The sequence below is a fragment of the Candidatus Methylomirabilota bacterium genome (assembly GCA_035315345.1).
GTDB lineage: Bacteria > Methylomirabilota > Methylomirabilia > Rokubacteriales > CSP1-6 > CAMLFJ01.
The window spans coordinates 1-21391 of sequence record DATFYA010000040.1; the positions used below are offsets into that span (position 1 = coordinate 1).

The 21391-nt window shown below is 71.0% G+C and carries 20 protein-coding genes; 14 read left to right on the forward strand and 6 right to left on the reverse strand.

All coding sequences use genetic code 11. The annotated features are described in order from the left end of the window. The coding region (locus tag VKN16_05040) for an NADPH:quinone oxidoreductase family protein (protein ID HME93562.1) at positions 1–831 on the reverse strand (831 nt) is incomplete at its 3' end. Positions 832–915: 84 nt separating this feature from the next. Then, positions 916–1146 carry a helix-hairpin-helix domain-containing protein gene (locus tag VKN16_05045; protein ID HME93563.1) on the reverse strand — a complete coding sequence of 77 codons (231 nt, stop codon included), beginning with the start codon at positions 1144–1146 and terminating at the stop codon, positions 916–918. Positions 1147–1408: 262 nt separating this feature from the next. Here VKN16_05045 and VKN16_05050 point away from each other — a divergent pair, with 262 nt between their 5' ends. From VKN16_05050 to VKN16_05095, 10 genes are all read left to right on the forward strand, one after another. Beyond that, entirely contained in the window at positions 1409–2629 is a 1221-nt protein-coding gene (locus VKN16_05050) for an ABC transporter substrate-binding protein (protein HME93564.1), read from the forward strand. Between the two features lie 22 nt (positions 2630–2651). Next, positions 2652–3545 carry a branched-chain amino acid ABC transporter permease gene (locus VKN16_05055; protein ID HME93565.1) on the forward strand — a complete coding sequence of 298 codons (894 nt, stop codon included), beginning with the start codon at positions 2652–2654 and terminating at the stop codon, positions 3543–3545. A 7-nt stretch (positions 3546–3552) separates the two neighbouring features. Further along, positions 3553–5364 (forward strand): branched-chain amino acid ABC transporter ATP-binding protein/permease, encoded by a 1812-nt coding sequence (locus VKN16_05060; GenBank protein ID HME93566.1) that lies wholly within the window; start codon positions 3553–3555, stop codon positions 5362–5364. Continuing rightward, positions 5342–6049 (forward strand): ABC transporter ATP-binding protein, encoded by a 708-nt coding sequence (locus VKN16_05065; protein HME93567.1) that lies wholly within the window; start codon positions 5342–5344, stop codon positions 6047–6049. The genes VKN16_05060 and VKN16_05065 overlap by 23 nt, the downstream gene beginning before the upstream one ends. A 35-nt stretch (positions 6050–6084) precedes the next feature. Continuing rightward, positions 6085–6837 carry a glucose 1-dehydrogenase gene (locus VKN16_05070; GenBank protein HME93568.1) on the forward strand — a complete coding sequence of 251 codons (753 nt, stop codon included), beginning with the start codon at positions 6085–6087 and terminating at the stop codon, positions 6835–6837. A gap of 10 nt (positions 6838–6847) precedes the next feature. Continuing rightward, entirely contained in the window at positions 6848–7711 is an 864-nt protein-coding gene (locus VKN16_05075; GenBank protein ID HME93569.1) for an isocitrate lyase/PEP mutase family protein, read from the forward strand. 83 nt (positions 7712–7794) lie between these two features. Beyond that, a complete protein-coding gene (locus VKN16_05080) occupies positions 7795–8016 on the forward strand; it encodes a hypothetical protein (protein HME93570.1) in 222 nt (73 codons plus the stop codon). Positions 8017–8196: 180 nt separating this feature from the next. Continuing rightward, positions 8197–9441 (forward strand): DEAD/DEAH box helicase, encoded by a 1245-nt coding sequence (locus VKN16_05085; GenBank protein ID HME93571.1) that lies wholly within the window; start codon positions 8197–8199, stop codon positions 9439–9441. Positions 9442–9597: 156 nt separating this feature from the next. Beyond that, complete coding sequence (locus tag VKN16_05090; GenBank protein HME93572.1) at positions 9598–9846, forward strand: GlsB/YeaQ/YmgE family stress response membrane protein; 249 nt, start codon at positions 9598–9600, stop codon at positions 9844–9846. Between the two features lie 28 nt (positions 9847–9874). After that, the gene (locus VKN16_05095; GenBank protein ID HME93573.1) at positions 9875–12085 is read left to right on the forward strand and encodes a molybdopterin-dependent oxidoreductase; all 2211 of its coding nucleotides are present in this window, start codon (positions 9875–9877) and stop codon (positions 12083–12085) included. Positions 12086–12100: 15 nt separating this feature from the next. On the opposite strand, the gene VKN16_05100 is transcribed toward VKN16_05095, so the two are convergent. Both VKN16_05100 and VKN16_05105 read right to left on the reverse strand, forming a co-directional pair. After that, positions 12101–12457 carry a PEGA domain-containing protein gene (locus tag VKN16_05100; GenBank protein ID HME93574.1) on the reverse strand — a complete coding sequence of 119 codons (357 nt, stop codon included), beginning with the start codon at positions 12455–12457 and terminating at the stop codon, positions 12101–12103. Continuing rightward, on the reverse strand, positions 12454–13860 hold the full coding sequence (locus VKN16_05105) for an SUMF1/EgtB/PvdO family nonheme iron enzyme (protein ID HME93575.1): 1407 nt from the start codon (positions 13858–13860) through the stop codon (positions 12454–12456). Before VKN16_05105 ends, VKN16_05100 begins: the two co-directional genes overlap by 4 nt. Positions 13861–13940: 80 nt before the next feature. Here VKN16_05105 and egtD point away from each other — a divergent pair, with 80 nt between their 5' ends. Beyond that, positions 13941–14915 (forward strand): L-histidine N(alpha)-methyltransferase, encoded by a 975-nt coding sequence (gene egtD / locus VKN16_05110; GenBank protein HME93576.1) that lies wholly within the window; start codon positions 13941–13943, stop codon positions 14913–14915. Further along, entirely contained in the window at positions 14915–15721 is an 807-nt protein-coding gene (locus VKN16_05115; GenBank protein ID HME93577.1) for a hypothetical protein, read from the forward strand. Before egtD ends, VKN16_05115 begins: the two co-directional genes overlap by 1 nt. Before the next feature lie 113 nt (positions 15722–15834). Here the strand turns inward: VKN16_05115 and VKN16_05120 are convergent, their stop codons facing one another. Beyond that, the gene (locus VKN16_05120) at positions 15835–17331 is read right to left on the reverse strand and encodes a glycine betaine ABC transporter substrate-binding protein (GenBank protein ID HME93578.1); all 1497 of its coding nucleotides are present in this window, start codon (positions 17329–17331) and stop codon (positions 15835–15837) included. A 4-nt stretch (positions 17332–17335) separates the two neighbouring features. Continuing rightward, the gene (locus tag VKN16_05125; protein HME93579.1) at positions 17336–18085 is read right to left on the reverse strand and encodes an ATP-binding cassette domain-containing protein; all 750 of its coding nucleotides are present in this window, start codon (positions 18083–18085) and stop codon (positions 17336–17338) included. A gap of 196 nt (positions 18086–18281) precedes the next feature. Between VKN16_05125 and leuA the strand changes: the two genes are divergently transcribed. Beyond that, complete coding sequence (leuA, locus tag VKN16_05130; protein ID HME93580.1) at positions 18282–19979, forward strand: 2-isopropylmalate synthase; 1698 nt, start codon at positions 18282–18284, stop codon at positions 19977–19979. A gap of 108 nt (positions 19980–20087) precedes the next feature. Then, complete coding sequence (gene glgC, locus VKN16_05135; protein HME93581.1) at positions 20088–21341, forward strand: glucose-1-phosphate adenylyltransferase; 1254 nt, start codon at positions 20088–20090, stop codon at positions 21339–21341. The last annotated feature ends 50 nt before the right edge of the window (positions 21342–21391 follow it).

Sequence of the window (21391 nt, forward strand, 5' to 3'; positions counted from 1 at the left end):
CGAGCGGCGCAGCTTGTCGGGGGCCTGGTTGCGGTAGTAGCGCAGCGAGCAGCCCAGCGCGGAGCGGTTCTTGACGAGCAGGCGGTTGGCCGGGATCTGCTGCACGCCGCCCACGAAGCCCACCAGCAGCATGCGCCCGCCCCACCCCAGCGCGGAGAGCGCGGCGTCGGCCAGCTCGCCGCCGACGGGATCGAAGCACACGTCGGCGCCGCGGTCTCCGGTCAACGCCATCACCCGCCCGGTGAGATTCTCGGTCGCGTAGTTCACGAGCGCGTCGGCGCCGTGCTCCCGGGCCACCTCCAGCTTCTCGGTGGTGCTGGCCCCCGCGATCACGCGGGCGCCCATCGCGCGGCCGATCTCCACCGCGGTGAGCCCGACGCCACCTGCCGCCCCGAGCACGAGCAAGGTCTCTCCCGCCTCGAGCCGGCCCTGCCAGCGGATCGCCACGTCGCTCGAAATGTAGGCGATCGGGAACGCGCCTGCCTCCTCGAAGGACATGCCGGCCGGGATGGCGAACGTCTCGCTCTCCCGGGCCACCGCCTGCTCGGCCAGCCCGCCCCAGCCGAGCGTGGCCATGACCCGGTCGCCGGGGCGGAACCGCGTGACCGCGGCGCCGCGGGCGGCGACCACGCCCGCGGTCTCGAGCCCCGGGCTGAACGGAAACGGCGGGCGGGTCTGGTACTTGCCGGCCACCATGATCGAGTCGGCGTAGTTGACCGAGGTGGCGCGCACGTCGATGAGCACCTCGTCGGGCGCGGGCACCGGCGTGGCCACGTTCTCGAGCTTCAAATCGTCGACCGCGCCCCACGCGCGACAGATCACGGCCCGCACGTCGTTCTCCTCACGGCGCAGGAGTATACCTCCGCGCCGCGGACGCGTGCGGCGCTTTCCCGGTCGAGGCTCCGGCCGATGCGGCTACGCGCCGGGCGCCTCGGGCGCGGTGCCGGCGGACGGCGAGAAGTCGACGCGCGTCCGCACGTCCTCGCCGATCGGCCGGCCCAGCACCCGCGCGAGGGCGCCCTCGCTCTCGATCGGTCCGTGCTGGCTCCGGAACCGCACGATCGCCGCAGCCTGCGCCGAGTCGAGTCCGGGCAGCTCCAGCAGCTCCTGCTCGTTGGCCAGATTGATCCGCACCTTGCTCGCCATGTACGCCTCCTCGTCGGCCCGAACGCCGCCACCCGGAATCGAGCAATCTCTGTGCCTCGACCGAGCCGCGCGTCCCTCGGTCCGCGGCGGCGCGTGTCGCGCGCGGGGCATTCGACTGGCCCACGACGCGGGGAGCGACCGGGAAGGAATGGTCGGGGAGGAGTTACCGGGCGGGGCGCATTGCCCGTGACGCAGCGGCAGGCTATAGTAGGCGCCGCTCGTTCCCCAATCGTCACGCACTCCAACGCCGGAGGATCCGCCGATGCGCCGCCTCTCCCGCCCGCTCGCCCTATTGCTCGCGATTGCCTCGTTCGCTCCCGCCGCGGTCGTGCTGCCCGCCGCGCAGGCGGCCGACGACGTGAAGATCGCGCTGGTGGCGCCGATGTCCGGACGCTGGGCCCGCCAGGGACAGCTGATGAAGATGGGCGCGGACATGGCGGTCGAGGAGATCAACAGCCAGGGCGGGATCAAGGCGCTCGGCGGGGCCAAGATCGTGGTGCGCGAGACCGACGCGGGCGACAGCGTGGAGAAGGCGGTGAGCGCGGCCCAGCGCGTGCTCACCCGCGAGAAGATCAGCGCGGGCATCGGCTCCTGGCTCAGCTCGTTCACCCTGGGCGTCACCGAGGTGGCCGAGCGGCTGCAGGTGCCGTGGCTGACCCTCTCCTACGCCGACAGCATCACCGAGCGCGGCTTCAAGTACACGTTCCAGAGCTCGCCGGTATCGGGGCTGCAGGCCGAGCAGGCCCTCGACCTCGTGGTGGACATCGGCAAGAAGAACAACCGCCCGATCAAGAAGGCGGCGCTGGTGGGCGACAACACCGCGGCCACCGTCTTCTTCTTCAAGCCCCTGCGCGAGAAGCTGCTCGCGGCCAAGGGCATCGAGCTGGTGGCCGACGAGGTGTGGACCCCGCCGCTGGCCGACGCGACCTCCATCGTGCAGAAGCTCCGCACCGCCCAGCCCGACATCGTCTTCTACGGCGCCACCAACTTCCCGGATTCGGTCCAGGTGCTGCAGAAGGTGAAGGAGTTCGGGGTCAAGACCGCGATCCAGGGAGTGGGCGCGTGGCTGGTGACGCCCGAGTACGTGAAGACCATCGGCAAGGAGACGCTCGACTCCATCCAGACGGTGGTGGCCGCTCATCCCATGAAGGGGCAGGAGGAGCTGGTGAAGAAGTTCAAGCAGCGCACCGGCGAGCCCTTCATGACCCAGGATCCGCTCTGCACCTACGCCCACGTCTGGATCATCAAGGAGGCGGCCGAGCAGGCCAAGTCCGCCGATCCCAAGGCGATCCGCGACGCCATCGCCAAGCTCGACCTGACGAGCGGGCCGGCCGCCTCCTCGCTCTACCCGAACCGCATCAAGTTCGACGACCGCGGCCGTCGCGTGGGCGCGAGCCCGATCATCGTGCAGTGGCAGGACGGCGAGCCCTACACGGTGGTGCCGACCGCGGTGGCGACGCGTCCCATCGCGCTGCACAAGTAGCGCCGACCGGGTCCGGCTCGCCGTGGTCGCGAGCGAGCTCGCCCAGTACGTGGTCACGGGCCTGCTCGTGGGGGGCGTCTACGCCCTCATGAGCGTCGGCCTGGCCCTCATTTTCGGCGTCATGCGCGTCGTCAACTTCGCCCAGGGCGATTTCATGATGCTGGGGATGTACCTGACGTACTACTACGCGGTCGCCCTGCACGTGGACCCGCTGCTCGGCGCGCTCTTCACGCTGCCGCCGTTCTTCGTGCTGGGGCTGCTCGTGCACCGCGCGTTCCTGACGCGGGTCACCGGGGGCGGCGATCCCAACCGGGAGATGGACGCCCAGCTCATCCTGACCCTCGGGCTGTCCCTCGTCATCACCAACACCACCACCATGATCCTGTCGCCGATGCCCCGCGGCATCAACGCGCCCTACGCCTCGAAGGCCTTCGTCCTCGGGCCGCTGCTGCTCAACCAGGCGCGCTCGTACTCCTTCCTCATGGCGCTCTTGCTCGCCGCCGGGGTCTACGTGCTGCTCACCCGCACCGACCTGGGCCGGGCGCTCCGCGCCGCCGCCGACGACCCGGAGGCGGCGGCCTACCAGGCCATCAACGTGCGCGCGATGCACGGCGTGGCCTTCGGCATCGGCATCGCGCTGGTCGCGGCGGCGGGTGGCCTGCTCGCCACCTATCACCCGATCGAGCCCAACGTCGCGGTCAACTTCATCGTCCTGATGTTCGTCGCGGTGGTGCTGGGCGGGCTCGGCAGCATCCCGGGTGCCTTCGTGGGCGGCCTCGTGATCGGCCTCGTGCAGTCGCTCACGCTCCTGCTGCTGCCGCTTCAGCTGCAGAACGTCGGGGTGTTCGTCACCTTCCTCGTCGTGCTCTACGTGCGGCCGCAGGGCCTGTTCGGCCGGCGCGCGCGGGCCGTGTAGCAGGCTGATGAAAAGGGCCCATCTGCTTCATTGGACCCGGGGCTGGGTCGGCATCGCGGCAATCGTCGCGATCGGCCTCGCCCTGTCGCTGGTCATCACCGAGCGCTACCACCACCGCATCCTCACCCTGGTCTTCCTGTGGGCGGCCATGGGGCTCGCGTGGAACATCATCAGCGGCTACGCCGGGCAGATCTCGTTCGGCCACCAGGCCTTCTTCGGCATCGGCGCCTACGTCACCGTGCTGCTGGCCGCCAAGGCCGGGGTCACCCCGTGGCTCGGCATGCTCGCGGGCGCTTTGGTGGCGGTGCTGGCCGCGCTGCTCATCGGCACGCCCACCTTCCGCCTCGCCGGCATCTACTTCGGCCTGGCCACGCTGGCCTACCCGCTGATCTTCCGCATCGTCATGGACTACCTGGGCTACCAGGAAGTGGCGATCCCGATGGTGCGCGACCGCCCGGCTCTCTTCATGCAATTCACCGAGCCGCGCTCGTTCGATCTCCTCGCCCTCGCCCTGCTCGCCGCGACCCTGGTGCTCTCGCGCCTGATCGAGGGCTCGCGTCTGGGCTACTCGCTGCGCGCGATCAAGGAGAACGAGCAGGCCGCGCTCGCCATGGGGGTGGACGCCTTCCGCTGCAAGATGGCGGCGTACGCGCTGAGCGCGGCCCCCGCCGCGCTGGCCGGCGCGATCTACTCGCACGCGATCCTGTTCGTGGTCACCCCGGAGGCGGTCTTCGGCGTCCTCGTGATCGTGCAGACGCTGGTGGTGTGCCTGGTCGGCGGGGTCGGCACGCTCTGGGGCCCGGTGATCGGCGCCGCGATCATGATCCCGGTGAGCGAGATCCTCGACAGCACGGTGGGCGACCGCCTGCCCGGCATCCAGGGCGTGGTCTACGGCGCCGCGCTGATGGGCATCATGATGTTCGCCCCCGAAGGACTCTTCTGGCGGCTCGGACGAGGGCGCGCCGGGGCGGCGGCGGCGCCGGCTCCCGCCGCGACCACGGCCGCCGCGGTCGAGCCCGACGGCGCGACGACACGGGCCGCGGTGCCCGCGACCAGCAGCGCGGTGGTGCTCGACGTGCGCTCGGTCAGCAAGGCGTTCCTCGGCCTGCAGGCCCTCACCGAGGTGACCTTCGACGTCCGCGACCGCGAGATCCTCGGCATCATCGGCCCCAACGGGGCGGGCAAGACCACGCTGTTCAACGTGCTGAACGGCTTCCTCCTGCCCGAGCGCGGCGAGATCCGCTGGCAGGGCGAGCCCATCACCGGGCTGAGCCCGCATCTCGTCTGTCGGCGCGGCATCGGTCGCACCTTCCAGGTGGTGCGCTTCTTTCCTCGCCTCACCGTATTGGAGAACGTGATGGTCGGCGCGTTCGCCCACGGCGGCACGCCGGCCGCCGCCACGGCCCGCGCGCGCGAGGCGCTCGCCCGCGTCGGGCTCGCCGGGCGGGCCGCGGTCACGCCGTCCGGGCTCACCACGCTGGAGCTGCGCCTGATGGAGCTGGCGCGCTGCCTGGCCACCGCGCCGCGCCTCGTCCTGCTCGACGAGCCGCTGGCCGGCCTCGCCGCCGACGGCGTGGAGATCCTGTCGGCGATGATCCGGCGCGTGCGCCGGGCCGGCGTGACCGTCGTCATCATCGAGCACACCATCCAGGCCCTCGTGAAGATCGCGGACCGGCTGGTGGTGCTGGACCAGGGCCGCCGCCTCGCCGAGGGCCTGCCCGGCGACGTGACCCGCAACCCGGCCGTCATCGAGGCGTACCTGGGCCAGCGCTGGCTCGCCCGGCACGCGAGCACTCATGCTGCGGATCTCCGGCCTTAGCGTCGCCTACGCCGGCCTCCACGCCCTCGAGGACGTCTCGCTCGAGGTCAACGAGGGCGAGTTCGTCACGATCGTCGGTCCCAACGGCGCGGGCAAGACCACCCTGCTCAAGGCCATCTCGGGCTCGGTGCGCGCCGCCGCGGGCCGTCTCGACTTCCGCGCGCGGGACATGACGACGCTGCCCGCGCACGAGCGCGCCGCCCTCGGCATCGCGCACGTGCCGGAGGGCCGGCGGGTGTTCCCGTCGCTCACGGTCCTGGAAAACCTGGAGCTGGGCTCCTACCGCCGCGCCGCGCGCTCGCGGCGGGCCGAGGGGCTGGCCGCGGTGCTGGCCCTGTTCCCGGCGCTGGCCGTGCGGCGGCGTCAGCTCGCCGGATCGCTGTCGGGGGGCGAGCAGCAGATGCTGGCGCTGGGCCGCGGGCTCATGGCCGCTCCCGACCTGCTGCTGCTCGACGAGCCGTCGCAGGGGTTGGCCCCGCGCATCGTCGAGCAGATCTTCGAGACCATCGACCGTATCCGCCGCGAGCGCCGCCTGACCGTTCTGCTGGTCGAGCAGCGCGTGGTGGAGGCGCTCGAGCTGTGCGACCGGGGCTACGTGCTGGAGACCGGCCGGGTGGTGCTGGCCGGCGCGCACGACGCGCTCCTGTCCGATCCGCGCGTGCAGCGCGCGTACCTGGGCGTCTGACCGCAGTCCGTCACGATCCACGAGGAGGAGACATCATGAGGCTCGGCGGCAAGGTCGCGATCATCACCGGCGGAGCGCACGGCATGGGCGAGAGCGAGGCGATGATCTTCGCCCGCGAGGGAGCGAGCGTGGTGGTGGCCGACGTGGATCAGCCGGCCGGCCAGCAGGTGGCGGCCAAGATCACCGCCGACGGCGGCACGGCGCGCTTCGCGCGGCTCGACGTCACCAATGAGGCCGAGTGGCAGGAGGTGGTCCGCGCCACCACCTCCGCCTACGGGCGGCTCGACATCCTGGTGAACAACGCGGGGGTCAGCGGCTCGTCGGACCCCGACACCACCAGCACCGCGTCATGGGACGCCATCATGGGCGTCAATGCCAAGGGCGTCTTCCTCGGCATGAAGCACGCGGTGCCCGCGATGCGGCAGGCCGGCGGCGGGGCCATCGTGAACATCTCGTCGATCTCCGGCTTCGTGGGGCAGGACCGTCTCCACATGGCCTACAACGCCTCCAAGGGCGCGGTGCGCATCATGACCAAGTCGGCCGCGGTGCAGTACGCGCGCGACGGCATCCGGGTGAACTCGGTGCACCCCGGCTTCATGCCGCCCATGCGGACGTCGAAGGTCTCGGCCGACCCGGCGTGGCGCAAGCCGTTCCTGGACGCGGTGCCGCTCAAGCGCGAGGGCCGCGTGGAGGAGGTCGCCCACGCGGTGCTGTTCCTCGCCTCGGACGAGGCCTCCTACATCACCGGGACCGAGCTGGTCGTCGACGGCGGCTTCCTGGCGGTGTGAGGACACGGCCATGAGCCCGTCGATCCGCGCGCTGATGCAGGGCCCGCTGCCCGTCACCGCTCCGCTCGTGCTGAATCCGCTGATGGCCCGGATGGCGGAGGCGGCCGGGTTCCCGGCCGGCTACCTGGGCGGCGGCGCCACCGGCTACCAGAAGGTCTCGCTCGAGGCCAATCTCAACCTGACCGAGATGTGCCAGGCCGGGCTGGACATCGGCGCGGTCTCCCGGTTGCCCCTGATCCTCGACGGCGCCTGCGGATACGGCGATCCCATGCACATGCATCGCACCATCGGCATGAGCGAGGCGGCCGGCTTCGCGGGCATCGAAATCGAGGATCAGCTGGTGCCCAAGCGGGCGCACCACCACGCCGGCATCGAGCACATGATCCCGGCCGAGCTCATGGCGGCCAAGGTGCAGGCGGCGGTTTCCGCGCGGCGCAGCCCGGACTTCCTCGTCATCGCGCGCACCAACGGCGTGCGGGCCAGCACCATGGACGACGCCCTCCGGCGCGGCGAGGCCTACAAGAAGGCGGGCGCCGACGTGCTGCTGCTCTCGATGGCGCACCGGCCGGAGCAGCTGCGCCTCATCGCCGAGCGTCTCGGCGGCCCGCTCATGTACCTCACCGGCCGCGGCGGGCTCGCCGGCCTCGGCATGACCCTGGCCGATCTGGGCGGACTCGGCTACCGCATCGTGGCCGATCCGAGCACACCGCTGCTGGCCGCTTACGAGGCGTGGCAGCGCACGTACGCCGACCTGCGCGCGGCGTTCGGCGCGGGCACGCCGGTGCGCAACTGGGGTCCGCTCGAGCAGGACATGCTCGGCGTGATCGGCCTCGAGAAGCTGCTGGCGGTCGAGCGGGCCACCGTGGAGAAGTGACCGGGTGAGGAATTGAGACCCGACACCCCGAATCATCGTATACTGTGCTCCTCGGCCGCAACGGACGAGAGAAAAGGACCCCCGTGCCCCGTACTCCCACGAAGCCGTTCAACTGCACCGTCGTGTCGGAGACCGTCTCGATCTCCCTTCGCCGCCGCCAGTCGCTGGGCGGCAACGGCAAGTTGTTCGTCCGCTGCAGCGAGCTCGAGTGCCAGTACATCGACACCAACGAGCCGCCCTGCCCGCTCACGCTGGCGCTGTTCGAGGCCGAGATCGCCGAGAGGATGAGCCAGCGCGCCGAGTGAGGCGCCGCGCGGCCTCGCGCGGAAATCGTTCGCGCGCGTCCGCCCGGCGTGTATCCTGTCGTCACTGACCTGCAACTGCAGACCGCGTTTCCCGTCCACTTCCGCATCGTGGGGCGCGTCGACATCACCGCGGAAGACTGTACGGGCCCAGTCGTGAGCCCTCGAAAGGTTGCTCGATCCATGTCGTTTGCCGATTTCTCGCTTCATTCCGATCTGCTCCGAGGCGTCGCCGCCCTGGGCTTCCAGGCGCCGACCCCCATCCAGCGCGACGCGATTCCGCCGGCCCTCGCGGGCCGCGACGTCCTCGCCTGCGCCATGACCGGCAGCGGCAAGACCGCCGCGTTCCTGCTGCCGATCCTCCAGCGCTTCATGACCCAGCCGCGCGGCACGATCCGCGCGCTGATCGTGGCGCCCACCCGCGAGCTGGCCGCCCAGATCGACGAGCATCGCCGCGAGCTGGCCCGCTTCACCCGCGTGGACGGCGCCCCCGTGTTCGGCGGCGTCGGCATGGGCCCGCAGGAGCAGGCCTTCCGCCGACGCGTGGACGTGCTCGTGGCCACGCCCGGCCGCCTGCTCGACCACATGCGCATGCCCTATGCCCGCTTCGACGGCCTGCAGGTGCTGGTGCTCGACGAGGCCGATCGCATGCTCGACATGGGCTTCCTGCCCGACATCCGCCGCATCCTGGCCGCGCTGCCCGCGCGACGCCAGACGCTGCTGTTCTCGGCCACCATGCCCGCGCCGATCGTGGCGCTCGCCCGCGACATCCTCCGCGACCCGGTGGCCATCCAGGTGGAGCGCCCGGCCGCGCCGGCGGTCGGCATCACGCACACCGTCTATCCGGTGCCCGGGGAGCTGAAGTCCGCGCTGCTGGTCGAGCTGCTCAAGCAGCCCGGCACCCGCAGCGTGCTCGCCTTCACGCGCACGAAGCACCGGGCCAACCGGCTCGCGGACTACCTCGCCCGCCACGCGGTGAAGTCCGACCGCATCCACGGCAACCGCAGCCAGGCGCAGCGCACCGCCGCGCTCGCCGGGTTCAAGGACGGGCGGTTCCAGGTGCTGGTGGCCACCGACATCGCAGCGCGGGGCATCGACATCGATGCGCTCAGCCACGTGGTCAACTTCGACGTGCCGAACCTGTCGGAGGATTACATCCACCGGGTGGGCCGCACCGCGCGGGCGCAAGCCGTCGGCGACGCGCTGACCCTGGTCTCGCCGGAGGAGGAGGCGGATCTGCGCTCCATCGAGCGCGCGGTGGGCGCCCGCTTCGCGCGGGTGCGACTGCCTGGCTTCGACTATGGCAAGCGCCCGGCCGAGAAGCTCGAGATCCCGCTGGCCGAGCGCATCGCCACCATCCGCGCCCGCAAGGCCGACGACCGCCGGCGCGCCCGCATCAACGCCGGGCGCCGCACCGCCCGCGCCTGAGGTCGGGGTCAGGTCTTGCATTACGACATTTCGTGACGATCGCTACTCACCGATCGCGTGAAAATGTCGTATTGCAAGACCTGACCCCAGCGCCGATCACCGTCCGGCGCGGCATAGCGGCGGCAGTGTAGCACCGGAAGTGATAGAGTCTGGCCCATGGGCCTGATCCTCGCGATCGTCGTCGGCGGCATCGTGGGCTGGCTGGCCAGCCTCATCATGAAGACCAACGTCCAGATGGGCGTCCTCGCCAACGTCATCGTGGGCATCATCGGCGGGGCGCTGGGCCATTTCGTGGCGGGCCTGATCGGCATCGCGGCGATCGGCGCGCTCGGCAGCTTCCTCATCTCGCTGGCCGGCGCGGTGCTGCTGATCGTGATCCTCCGCGCGATGGGCTTCTTCCGCTAGCCGTCGTCCGCGAGGCGAGCGACCACCGATGCGCGGCCCCATCCGCTACGAGGCGCCGCGGCCCCCGGCCGCGCCCGGCGAGACCATCGTCACCAGCACCTGCGGCCACAACTGCGGGGGCCGCTGCGTGGTCAACGCCCACGTCCGCGACGGCCGCATCGTGCGCATCAGCACCGACCCCCGCAAGTGGACGCCGGAGGAGGCCCCGCTGCACGCCTGCGTGCGCGGCTTCGGCCAGCTGGAGCGGCTGAACCATCCCGATCGCCTCACCCACCCGCTGCGGCGCGTGGGCCCGCGCGGCTCCGGCCGGTTCGAGCGCATCGGCTGGGACGAAGCGCTCGACGAGGTGGCGCGCCAGATGCTTCGCATCCGCGACGCCCACGGCCCCGCGGCCATCCTGGACTGCTCGCGGACCGGCAGCCTCTCGATGCTGCACAGCCGCTCCACCGTCAAGCGCCTGCTCTACATGTTCGGGGGCTGCACCGAGCTGTGGACCAACATCTCGGCGGAGGCGGAAGTCTACGCGGTCCACCAGACCTACGGGGCGAAGGCCGACTACAAGAGCGCCGGCCGCGAGCCCACCGACTACGTCAACTCGCGCCTGATCCTCATGTGGGGCTGGAGCCCGGCCGACGGGACCTTCGGCACCGGCACGCTGCAGTACCTGAAGCTGGCCAAGCAGCGCGGCGTGAAGTTCATCTGCGTGGATCCCCGCCGCACGCGCACGTCGTGGGAGCTGGCCGAGCAGCACGTGTTCATCCGCCCGTCGACCGACACCGCGGCCCTCGTCGCGATGGCCTACGTGATCCTCTCCGAGGGTCTGCACGATCAGGCGTATCTCGACCGGTACGTGCTGGGCTTCGACGAGGCGCACCTGCCGGCCGGCGCCCCCGCCGGGGCCTCGTACCGCTCGTATCTGCTGGGCGAGAGCGACGGGGTGCCCAAGACGCCGGAGTGGGCCGCGGCCATCACCGGCGTCCCCGCCGAGACCCTGCGCGCGCTCGCGATCGAGTACGCCACCCGCAAGCCGGCCGCGCTGCAGACCGGCTACGCGCCCGGCCGCACGCGGCACGGCGAGCAGTTCCACCGCGCGGCCTACGCGCTCTGCGCGATGACCGGCAATGTGGGCATCCCCGGCGGCAACGCGGGCACCAGCAACGGGGCGACCGGGCGCGGCGGCATCCAGGGGCTGCCCACCGGCGAGAATCCGGTCGCGGCGCGCGTGTCGTCGCCGCTGCTGGCCGACCTGCTCGAGCGCGGGACGGCCGGCGGCTATCCGGCCGACATCCGGATGATCTACTCCTGCGCGGGCGACCTGTTCAACCAGCTCCCCAACGTGCGGCGGATCATCGCGGGGGTGGAGCGGCTCGACTTCGTGGTGGTCCAGGACCACTTCGTGACCCCGACCGCCCGCTACGCCGACATCGTCCTGCCCGCCACCACCTTCTGGGAGCGCAACGACGTCCACACCCCGTGGGCGGGCGCGGGCCACTATGCGATCTTCATGCAGCAGGCCATCGCGCCGGTGGGCGAGTGCCGCAACGACATCGACATCTGCGCGGCCCTGGCCGAGCGCCTCGGGATCCGCGGCTACAACGACCGGACCGAGGACGAGTGGCTGCGCGAGCTGACGAAGCACGCCATCGACGACTACGAGACCTTCCGCGCCCGGGGCCTCGCGCGCCTGCCCGCCCCCGACGACGCGGTGGCCTTCGCCCGAGAGATCCGCGACCCGGCGGGTCATCCGTTCAGCACCCCGTCGGGCAAGATCGAGATCTATTCGATGGCGATCGCCGCGGACCCGGACCCCTACGGTCTGGGCACGATCTCGCCGATCCCGACCTGGGTCCCGGAGCCGGCGGACCCGAAGCATCCGCTGCGCCTGGTCACGCCCAAGTCACGCGCGCGGACGCACTCCATCCACGACAACCAGACGGTGCTGGCGCGCGCCGATCGCGACGACGTGTGGGTGCATCCCGACGACGCGGTGGCCCGCGGCATCGCGGACGGTCAACGGGTGGCGGTGTTCAACGATCGCGGCCGCACGCTGATCCCCGCGCGCGTCACCGATCGGGTCGCCCGCGGCGTGGTGTCCATCAAGGAGGGGGCCTGGTTCTCGCTCGACGCGAGCGGGCAGGACACGCGCGGCTGCTCGAACCTCCTCACGCCCGATCTCTCGTCGCCCGCCGGCGCGACTCCCTTCAACTCCTGCTTCGTGGAGATCGAGCCGGCGGGCTAGCTCCTCCGGCCGCGCTCAGCGCGCCGGGATCAGGGTCAGCCGGACCCGCGTCACCCAGTCGCGCACCACGTTCACGTAGACGATCGTCGGCTCGTAGCCGGGCGCGGAGAAGCCGATCGCGTGCACGCCCGCGTGGGTGTCCACCAGGGAGGCCTGCAGGTCGTTGGCCGCGCCGATCGGCGCCCCGTCGAGGGTGACCTGCGCGTCCATCGGGAAGGCGTTGATGTAGAGCGAGCCTCCCGGGCTGTAGCCGGCGTAGCCGTAGGAGGAGCGTCCCATCGCGTAGCTGAAGGTGTCGGCGGGCGCCGGCGAGGCCGTGGCTGCGACGAGAGCGATGGTGAGCAGCGCGAGTGATGGCCACAGACGGGTCACGATGTTCCTCCTGTCGATCCGATGCGCAGCGAGGGGTCGGCCACGCAGCGGAACTTCGAGAAGACGTACGGGTAGTGGGCCTGGAACCAGTTCCGGAAGCTCGGTCGCACCAGGGCGTCCGCGGTCGCCCACGAACCGCCCTTCATCACGTAGTGCTTGCCGTCGAAGAAATCTGCGGAATAGCCCTCGTACCCGGGGATGTACGCGGTGAAGCCGGGCAGGCCGGCAAAGACGGTGTTGGTCCACTCCCAGCCGTCGCCGATCAGGTCCTGCACTCCCCAGGCGCTCGCGCCCTCCGGATGCGTCCCGACCGGGGTGGGCGCCCACTGGCGGAAGCCGAAGTTGCCGTGGCGCTCGGCGGGCACCGCCTCGCCCCAGGGCAGCCGGCGCTCGCCCTCGGCGGCTCGGCCATCGGCCCCGGTCACGTCGCCGTCCGCGCGAGGCCGCTCGCCGAACGCGGCCCGGTGGAACTCGGCCTCGGTGGGCAGACGCTCGCCGCGCCACGACGCGAAGGCGCGGGCCTCCGCGAGGCTCACGTACACCGGCCAGTCGGCGACCCGCTCCAGCGGCAGCCGGTCGAAGAGCGTGCGATACATCCAGCGCCCGTCGATCAACTCCCACACCGCCGGATGCTCGATGCCCTCCTGTCCTCGCCAGACCCCGTCCTCGTCGCCCCACAGCTCCGTTCGCCGATAGCCGCCAGCCTCGACGAAGGCGAGGAACTGCGCGTTGGTAACCGGCGTGCTGTCGATCCGGAAGGCGGGCACCGGCACCTCGACCGCAGCGAACTCGTTGTCCCAGCCGAACGGCAGCTCCTCGAAGCGCGCGCCGAGGGTGGCGGTCCCGGCCGGGATGTCGATCGGGCCGCCGGGACGTCCGGGCGTGAGCACGTAGGGCGGCAGCCACGCCGGCCGGACCTTCTGCTCGAGCGGCAGGCGCTGCATCATGTAGAGCAGCGTCTCCTGGTGCATCATCTCGTGCTCCATCACCATCGTGAGGGCCCGGCCCTCGCGCGCCATCAGGTGCGTGGGCACGCGCTCGGCCACCGCGGCGCCCGCGTCGAGGATCGCCGCGCGCACCCGATCGCGATAGGCGATCACCTCGGGCACCCCGGGCCACTGGTCCGGCACATCGGGATGGTCGTGAACGTGCGTGGGATCGTCCACGTCGGGATCGATGCCGCGCGAGAACAGATCGTCGAAGGCGGGATCGAACGACGGCCGTTCCAGCAGGCCGCCGCCCACGTGGTTCCACGCGAACGCGGGCAGATGGCCCAGGTAGAAGATGAACGGATGGCGCAGGGCAATGGGCTTGGCGAGCCACTGGCCGGGCGCGAGGATATCGAAGATACGGTCCGTGCGCGCCCAGGTGTCGGCGAGCCGTTCGGTCAGCGTCTCGACCATGATCGTCCCTCCCATCGGGGAAGATTCTTCTTCGCTTGCATACGGCTCCCGTGGCGTCTAGCTTGCACGAGAGCGGTGCCATGCGCTACCAGGTCGACGTCTACACGGATGCAGCGGCCCAGCAGCGGCGACTCGAGGACGACGTGCGCCGAGGGTTGACCGCGCGGCAGAAGTCCCTGCCCGCGAAGTACTTTTACGATCGCGCGGGCTCCCTGCTCTTCGAGCGCATCACCGAGCTGCCGGAGTATTATCCGACCCGCACCGAATCGGCCCTCCTCCAGGAAATTGTGCCCGGGTTGATCGGGGAGATTCTTCCCGACGATGTCGTCGAGATCGGCGCGGGGTCCTCGGACAAGACGCGGCGGGTGCTCGACGCGGTGACCGCGGGCGGGCATCCGGTCCGGTACGTACCTCTCGATGTCGACCGCGTCACCCTGGAGGTCAGCGCGACTCGGCTGCTCACCCGGTATCCGGCACTGAGCGTGCACGCGGTCGTCGGGGATTTCGAGCGCGATCTGGCCCACGTACCGCCGGCTCGCGGGCGCCGGCTGGTGATGTTCCTGGGTAGCACCATCGGCAATCTCGATGCCAACCCGCGCCACCGGCTATTGACCGGCCTGCGGAAGCTCCTCCCCGCTTCCGGCGACCGGCTGCTGCTCGGCGTGGATCTGGTCAAGGACGTGAAGATTCTCGAGGCGGCCTACGACGACGCGGCGGGGGTCACGCGCGATTTCAACCGCAACATCCTGAACGTGATCAACCACGGCGTCGACGGCGACTTCCAGCCCGAGACCTTCCGGCACCGCGCCTTCTACAACGAGGCCGCCTCGCGGATCGAGATGCACCTGGTGGCCGACTCGGCCCGGACCGTGAAGCTGGGCCGCCTCGGCCTCACCATCCGCTTCCGTCCCGGCGAGGACATCTGGACCGAGAGCTCCTACAAGTTCACGCGCCCCGGCGTCGAGACCATGCTGGCCCGCGCCTCGCTGCGACTCACCCGCTGGTACGTGGATCCGGCCAACTACTTCGCGCTAGCCATCGCCGCACCGGTCTGATGGAGCCCGGCGACGGCGCCTACGCCCAGCCCACGCCTCGCCGCCTCTACATCCACGACGACCTGACCGACGACGTCGCGCGCGACCTCGGTCGGGCCTCTCCCGCGGCGGACGCAGCGCGTGGCCTGATCGTCCTGCTCGCGCGGGACGCGCGCGTGCGCGTGCTCACGCTCGCGGAGCAGGTCGACGCGGTCGCGGCTCGGGGCCCGCACGCGCCCTTCGAGGTCGCGATCGCTATCGGGGCGGCAGGCCAGCGGGTGGCGCGCACGCTCCATGAGGGCACCGGATGGTTCCCGGCGATCCGCCGGGTGGGCCTGACTCGCGAGGAGGACGGCGCGGGCGGCTATCGCCTGATGAGCACGGAAGGCGGCGGGCTCACCGAGCGGCTGGCCGATCTGGACGGCTGCTCCTCCGTCGCGGTGGTCGACGACACCGTGTTCTCCGGCCTCACCATGAAGGGGCTGATCGGCGCGCTCCCCGCATCGCCGCGCGCGCGCACGCACGCCTTCTGTCTCCGCGGCGTCGCCGAGTCCATCGCGTCGGTCGCCGCGCTGTGCCCGATCACCGTGGGCGTGGCGGCGCCCGGCCGCATGCTCCACGACGTGAGCTTCATCAACGCCAGCGGGCTGGTGCGCCGCATCGCGATCCGCCGACCGGGCCAACCGCCGCTCGCCTTCTTCGACCGCCCCGAGTGGATCCGCGCGTGGTTCCCGGACACGCACGAGCACGTCCTCGCGCTCTGCCGCGAGCTGAATGCGCTGCTGGAGCCGGCGACCCGAAGCGGCGACCGGCCCCCCTCCCGCTGACGCTGCCGGGTGCGGCGACGGGTCCCCTTCCGGCTGACACCCCTGACTTCTCTTTCTAATGCGCTCGGCTCGCCTTCGGCTCACCTCGCACGGCTTCGGCCGCGGGCGACCGGTCAGCGCAGGCCCCGCGGCACGATCCAGTGGTCGAGCAATTCGAACACGCCGTGGAGGGTCAGGGCCATGAGGGCGGCGGGGGCGGCGCCGGCCAGGATCGTGCCGGTGTCGTCGAGGGCCAGGCCGCGCACGATCAGCGTGCCGTAGCCCCCCCCGCCGATGAAGGCGGCCAGGGTGGCGGTGCCCACGGTGGTGACCGCCGCGGTCTTGATCCCGGCCATGATCGTGATGGCGGAGAGCGGCAGCTCGATGCGGAGCAGCCGCCGCAGCTCGCCGAGGCGCAGGACCCAGGCGATCTCGAGCAGGGTGCGGTCGATCGCCATCAACCCGGCGTAGGTGTTGCGCGCGATCGGCAGCAACGCGTAGAGCGACAGGGCGACCAGCGCCGGGCCCTTGCCGATGCCGAACAGCGGGATCATGAACATCAGCAGCGCCAGCGCCGGCACCGTCTGCAGCATCGCGATGACCGACAGCTCCAGCTGCCCGGCGCGCCGGAAGCGCGCGGCCAGGATGCCCATCGGGATGCCGAGCAGCACGGCGGCCCCGACCGAGATCGCGACCAGGAGCAGGTGGTCGCGGGTGAGCGCGGCGATCTCGCCCACGATCGCGTGGCGGGCGGGTGCGCCGGTGGAAGCCGACGCCCCGCCGGAGAGGAACGCGGCAGCCGCGTCGGCCACGTGCCGGCCGTCGAGATCGACCAGCGCGTTGAGCCGGGCCATGCGGTGATCGTCGAGGCGGCCCTCGAGCGTCTCGCGCAGCCGCGCCCAGGTGCGCGGGAAGCGCTCGGTCAGCTCGCGGCGGACGAGCAGCACCGCCGAGTAGTCGGGGAAGAAGTGCCGGTCGTCCTCGAGCAGGCGGAGGCGCAGCCGCTCGAGCTGTCCGTCCGTCGAGAACACGTCCATGAGATCGACCTCGCCGCTCGCGATCGCGCGATAGGTGAGCGCGTGCTCCATGACGTCGGTGCGGGCCAGGCGCAGGCCGTAGAGCGCCCGCAGGCCCGGCCAGCCGTCCTCGCGCTCGAGAAAGCCCGAGCTGAACGCGGCGCGCAGCTCGGGATGCGCGGCGAGGTCGCCGATCGTCCGCACCCCCAGGGCCTCGGCCCGGTCGGCTCGCATGGCGAGCGCATAGGTGTTGGCGAACCCGAGCGAGTCGCTCATCGTGAGCCCGCGCGGGCGCAGCCGCGCGCGGATCGCGTCGATCGTCAGCAGCGACGCGTCCTTCAGGATGACGCGGGTGAGGGTGCCGGTGTACTCGGGATAGAGGTCGATCGAGCCGCTCTCGAGCGCCCGCTGGGTCACCCCGGTGCCGCCCAGGCCGACCCGCCGCTCCACGCGCGCCTCGCCGACCTGCTCGATGACCTGCGCGGCGATCTCGGCCAGGATGTAGCTCTCGGTGAACGACTTCGAGCCGACGCGGATCACTCCGTCGGGGGCCGCGGCGGCGGCCGACGCGCCGGCGAGCAGGCCGGCCAGCACCAGCGCGAGCCGCCGGCTCATGCGCTCAGGCGCCCGCCGCGGTCGGAGGAGCCGGCACGGTCTGCGCGGTGAGGAACTGGGTGACGAACGGGCTCGCCGGGCGCTCGGCCAGATCGGCGTACGTGCCCTGCTGCACCACGCGCCCGGCGGTGAGCAGCGTGATGGTGTGGCCGAGCCGCGCCGCCTCGCGCACGTCGTGCGTGACCATCACCACCGTCTTCTTCAGATCGGCGACGAGCCGGCCGAGCTGCTCCTGCAGCTCCACCCGCACGATGGGATCGAGCGCGCCGAGCGGCTCGTCGAGCAGCAGGATGGGCGGGTCGAGCATCAGGGCGCGCATGAGGCCGACGCGCTGTCGCTGCCCGCCGCTCAGCTGGCGCGGGTAGCGGCGGAGCATCGCGGCGTCCAGACCGGTCAGCCCGGCCAGCTCGGTCAATCGCGTCGCGATGCGATCGCGCGGCCAGGCCTGCGCCTCCGCGGCGAGCGCCACGTTGTCCGACGCAGTGAGATGAGGATAGAGGCCGCCGTCCTGCACCACGTAGCCCATGCGGGCCACGAGGCGGTCGCGCGTCCCGACGTCCACCGGGGTTCCGTCCACCGAGACCGTGCCGCGGTCCGGGAGGGTGAGACCCAGAATGAGCCGTAGTACCGTGGACTTACCGGACCCGCTGGATCCGAGCAGCACGTGAGTCGTGGCCGCCGGCACCTCCAGGGAGACCGCGTCCAGGGCCGCGGTGGCACCGAAGCGCTTGGTGACTTCCCGGAGGGCGATCATGGGCCGCATTCTACCCGGGCCCGCGGGAAAGCTTGACAAGGCCCCGCGCGGTGGGCACAATTCCCGCCACATGAAGTACGGTCGCTCGATCGAGAACCTGGTCCTGACTTAGGCGCGCGCCTCCGCGGCGCGCGCCCAAAGCCTCTCCCATGCAGTGCCGGAGAGGCTTTTTTGTTTCCACCAACAGGAGGCTGTGATGGCTCGACAGGTTGGTCCACCGGCTCAGATGCCGTTTGCCTTGTACCGTCCGTTCGCCCCGATCCCGCTGCCGGATCGCACGTGGCCGAACCGGGTGATCACCCGGGCGCCGCGGTGGTGCAGCGTGGACCTGCGGGACGGCAACCAGGCGCTGATCGATCCCATGGATCCCGAGCGCAAGCGGCGGATGTTCGACCTGCTGGTGCGCTGCGGGTTCAAGGAGATCGAGGTGGGCTTCCCCGCCGCCTCCCAGCCCGACTTCGACTTCGTCCGCCTGCTGATCCAGCAGGACCTGATCCCGGACGACGTGATCATCCAGGTGCTCACCCAGGCGCGGCCCGAGCAGATCGAGCGCACCTACGAGTCGCTGCGCGGCGCCCCGCGCGCGGTGGTGCACCTCTACAATTCCACCTCGACGCTGCAGCGCCGGGTGGTCTTCGGCCTCGACCGCGCCGGCATCGTGGACATCGCGGTGACCGCGGCGAAGCTGTGTCGCGACCTGACGCCGACGATTCCCGAGTGCGACGTGCACTACCAGTACTCGCCGGAGAGCTTCACCGGCACCGAGCTGGACTTCGCGGTGGAGATCTGCGAGCGGGTGATGGACGTGTGGGAGCCGACGCCGGACAAGAAGGTGATCCTGAACCTCCCGGCCACCGTGGAGATGGCGACCCCGAACATCTACGCCGATCAGATCGAGTGGTTTCTCCGCCACGTGAACCGGCGCGACTCGCTGATCCTGTCGCTCCACCCGCACAACGACCGCGGCACCGCGGTGGCCGCCGCGGAGCTGGCGGTGCAGGCCGGCGCGGAGCGGGTGGAGGGCACGCTCTTCGGCAACGGCGAGCGGACCGGCAACGTGGACGTGGTGACCCTCGCGCTCAACCTGTTCAGCCAGGGCGTGGATCCCAAGCTCGACTTCGCCGACATCGACGCGGCCCGCCGCATCACCGAGCACTGCAACCGGCTGCCGGTGCACCCGCGTCATCCCTACGTGGGCGACCTCGTCTACACCGCGTTCTCCGGCTCGCACCAGGACGCGATCAAGAAGGGCTTCGAGGCCCTCGGCAAGAGCTACGACGTGTGGGAGGTCCCCTACCTGCCCATCGACCCGCACCACGTGGGCCGCAGCTACGAGGCGGTGATCCGGGTCAACAGCCAGTCCGGCAAGGGCGGAGTGGCCTACATCATGAAGTTCGAGCACGGCCTCGACCTGCCGCGGCGGCTGCAGATCGAGTTCTCGTCGGTGATCCAGAAGATGGTCGAGCAGAGCGGCACCGAGATCACCGCCGAGGAGATCTGGGCCGCGTTCGAATCGACCTATCTCAAGCCCGACCAGCCGCTGCAGCTCGCCCATCACCCGACCATCACCACCTCCGGCGAGTCGGGCGAGACCACCATCGAGGCGCCGCTCCGCGTGTCGGGCGTGGAGCGCCTGGCCAAGGGCGCGGGCAACGGCCCCATCGCCGCGTTCGTGGACGCGCTGCGGCGAGACGCCAACATCCCGGTGGCGGTGCTCGACTACAACGAGCACGCGATCGGCGGGGGCGCCGACGCCTCCGCAGTGGCCTACGTGGAGGCCAAGCTGGGCGACGGCCGGCCCCGGTGGGGCGTGGGCATCCACGGCAACATCGTGACCGCCTCCCTGCGCGCGGTGGTCAGCGCGGTGAATCGCGCGATGGGGGCCGGCGCCTGAGGCTCGCCCGTCCGATCCGCCTTCTCCCCCACCCTGTTCCCGGGAGGGAAGGGTGAGGGGGAGAGGGCGCGCATCGGGGTGGTGGTAGGCTAACCGAGCGGCGGCGCCATGAGACTCCGGGTCCTCGGCATCATCCTGGCCGGCGGCAAAGGCACGCGCCTCTTTCCGCTGACCAAGGAGCGCGCCAAGCCCGCGGTGCCCTTCGGCGGGAAATACCGCATCGTCGACTTCGTCCTCAGCAACTTCATCAACTCGGGCATCCATTCGATCTATGTCCTCACCCAGTTCAAGAGCCAGTCCCTGCTCCAGCACCTCTCGGACGGCTGGCAGTTCGGCGGACTGCTGAAGGATCAGTTCATCATCCCGGTGCCGGCCCAGATGCGCTCGGCCGGCGAGACGTGGTATCGCGGCACCGCGGACGCCATCTACCAGAACGCCAACCTCATCGAGCAGTCCGATCCGCACCTGGTGGCGATCTTCGGGGCCGACCACATCTACCGCATGAACATCTCGAGCATGGTCGAGTTCCACGAGCAGAAGCGGGCCGAGATCACGGTGGCCGCGATCCCGGTGGACCGGCGCTTCGCCGCCGACTTCGGGGTGATCGAGACCGCGCGGGACGGGCGCATCATCGCCTTCCACGAGAAGCGGGCGGACGCGCCCTCCATTCCCGGCGATCCGGACAACGTCTTCGCCTCGATGGGCAACTACGTCTTCTCTACCCGCACCCTGCTGCGCGAGCTGCACGCCGACGCCTCCCGCGACCAGAGCGCCCACGACTTCGGGCGGGACATCCTGCCCGCGCTGGTCAATCGCGTCGACATGTTCGCCTACGATTTCCAGACCAATCACATCCCGGGCGAGGCGCCGGACGCGGCCGCCTACTGGCGCGACGTGGGAACCCTCGACGCGTACTACGAGGCCCACATGGACCTGCGCGCGGTGAGCCCCGCGCTCAACCTCTACAATCGCCAGTGGCCGCTGCGCACTGCCAGCTACGCGGACCCGCCCGCCAAGTTCACCTTCGACGATGACGGCCGGCGCGGCCAGGCCATCGACTCCACCGTGTCGGGCGGCTGCATCCTGTCCGGCGGCATGGTGCGCAACTCGGTGCTGGGCCGCCACGTGCGCGTGCATACCGGCGCGGTGGTCGAGGACTCGGTGATCCTCGACAACTGCGACATCGGGCGGCGCGCCAAGATCCGGCGCGCCATTCTCGACAAGAACGTGCGGATCCCCGAGGGCACGACGATCGGGTACGACCTCGACCTGGACAAGCGGCGGCACCACGTGACCGAGTCGGGGATCGTGGTCGTCGAGGGGTTGCGGTCGTCGGTGGAGATCGCGTCGATCGTGGTTTGAGGCGCGGTGCCGGGAGAGGCGGCGGGGGTGGCGGGGGGGTGGGGGTCTGA

Excerpts from the sequence above, each read along its gene's own strand:
- VKN16_05045 (HME93563.1), bottom strand. The coding sequence starts at position 1,146 with ATGGCGAGCAAGGTGCGGATCAATCTGGCCAACGAGCAGGAGCTGCTG.
- VKN16_05050 (HME93564.1), top strand. The coding sequence starts at position 1,409 with ATGCGCCGCCTCTCCCGCCCGCTCGCCCTATTGCTCGCGATTGCCTCG.
- VKN16_05060 (HME93566.1), top strand. The coding sequence starts at position 3,553 with ATGAAAAGGGCCCATCTGCTTCATTGGACCCGGGGCTGGGTCGGCATC.
- VKN16_05065 (HME93567.1), top strand. The coding sequence starts at position 5,342 with ATGCTGCGGATCTCCGGCCTTAGCGTCGCCTACGCCGGCCTCCACGCC.
- VKN16_05070 (HME93568.1), top strand. The coding sequence starts at position 6,085 with ATGAGGCTCGGCGGCAAGGTCGCGATCATCACCGGCGGAGCGCACGGC.
- VKN16_05075 (HME93569.1), top strand. The coding sequence starts at position 6,848 with ATGAGCCCGTCGATCCGCGCGCTGATGCAGGGCCCGCTGCCCGTCACC.
- VKN16_05085 (HME93571.1), top strand. The coding sequence starts at position 8,197 with ATGTCGTTTGCCGATTTCTCGCTTCATTCCGATCTGCTCCGAGGCGTC.
- VKN16_05090 (HME93572.1), top strand. The coding sequence starts at position 9,598 with ATGGGCCTGATCCTCGCGATCGTCGTCGGCGGCATCGTGGGCTGGCTG.
- VKN16_05095 (HME93573.1), top strand. The coding sequence starts at position 9,875 with ATGCGCGGCCCCATCCGCTACGAGGCGCCGCGGCCCCCGGCCGCGCCC.
- VKN16_05105 (HME93575.1), bottom strand. The coding sequence starts at position 13,860 with ATGGTCGAGACGCTGACCGAACGGCTCGCCGACACCTGGGCGCGCACG.
- egtD (HME93576.1), top strand. The coding sequence starts at position 13,941 with ATGCGCTACCAGGTCGACGTCTACACGGATGCAGCGGCCCAGCAGCGG.
- VKN16_05115 (HME93577.1), top strand. The coding sequence starts at position 14,915 with ATGGAGCCCGGCGACGGCGCCTACGCCCAGCCCACGCCTCGCCGCCTC.
- VKN16_05120 (HME93578.1), bottom strand. The coding sequence starts at position 17,331 with ATGAGCCGGCGGCTCGCGCTGGTGCTGGCCGGCCTGCTCGCCGGCGCG.
- VKN16_05125 (HME93579.1), bottom strand. The coding sequence starts at position 18,085 with ATGATCGCCCTCCGGGAAGTCACCAAGCGCTTCGGTGCCACCGCGGCC.
- leuA (HME93580.1), top strand. The coding sequence starts at position 18,282 with ATGGCTCGACAGGTTGGTCCACCGGCTCAGATGCCGTTTGCCTTGTAC.
- glgC (HME93581.1), top strand. The coding sequence starts at position 20,088 with ATGAGACTCCGGGTCCTCGGCATCATCCTGGCCGGCGGCAAAGGCACG.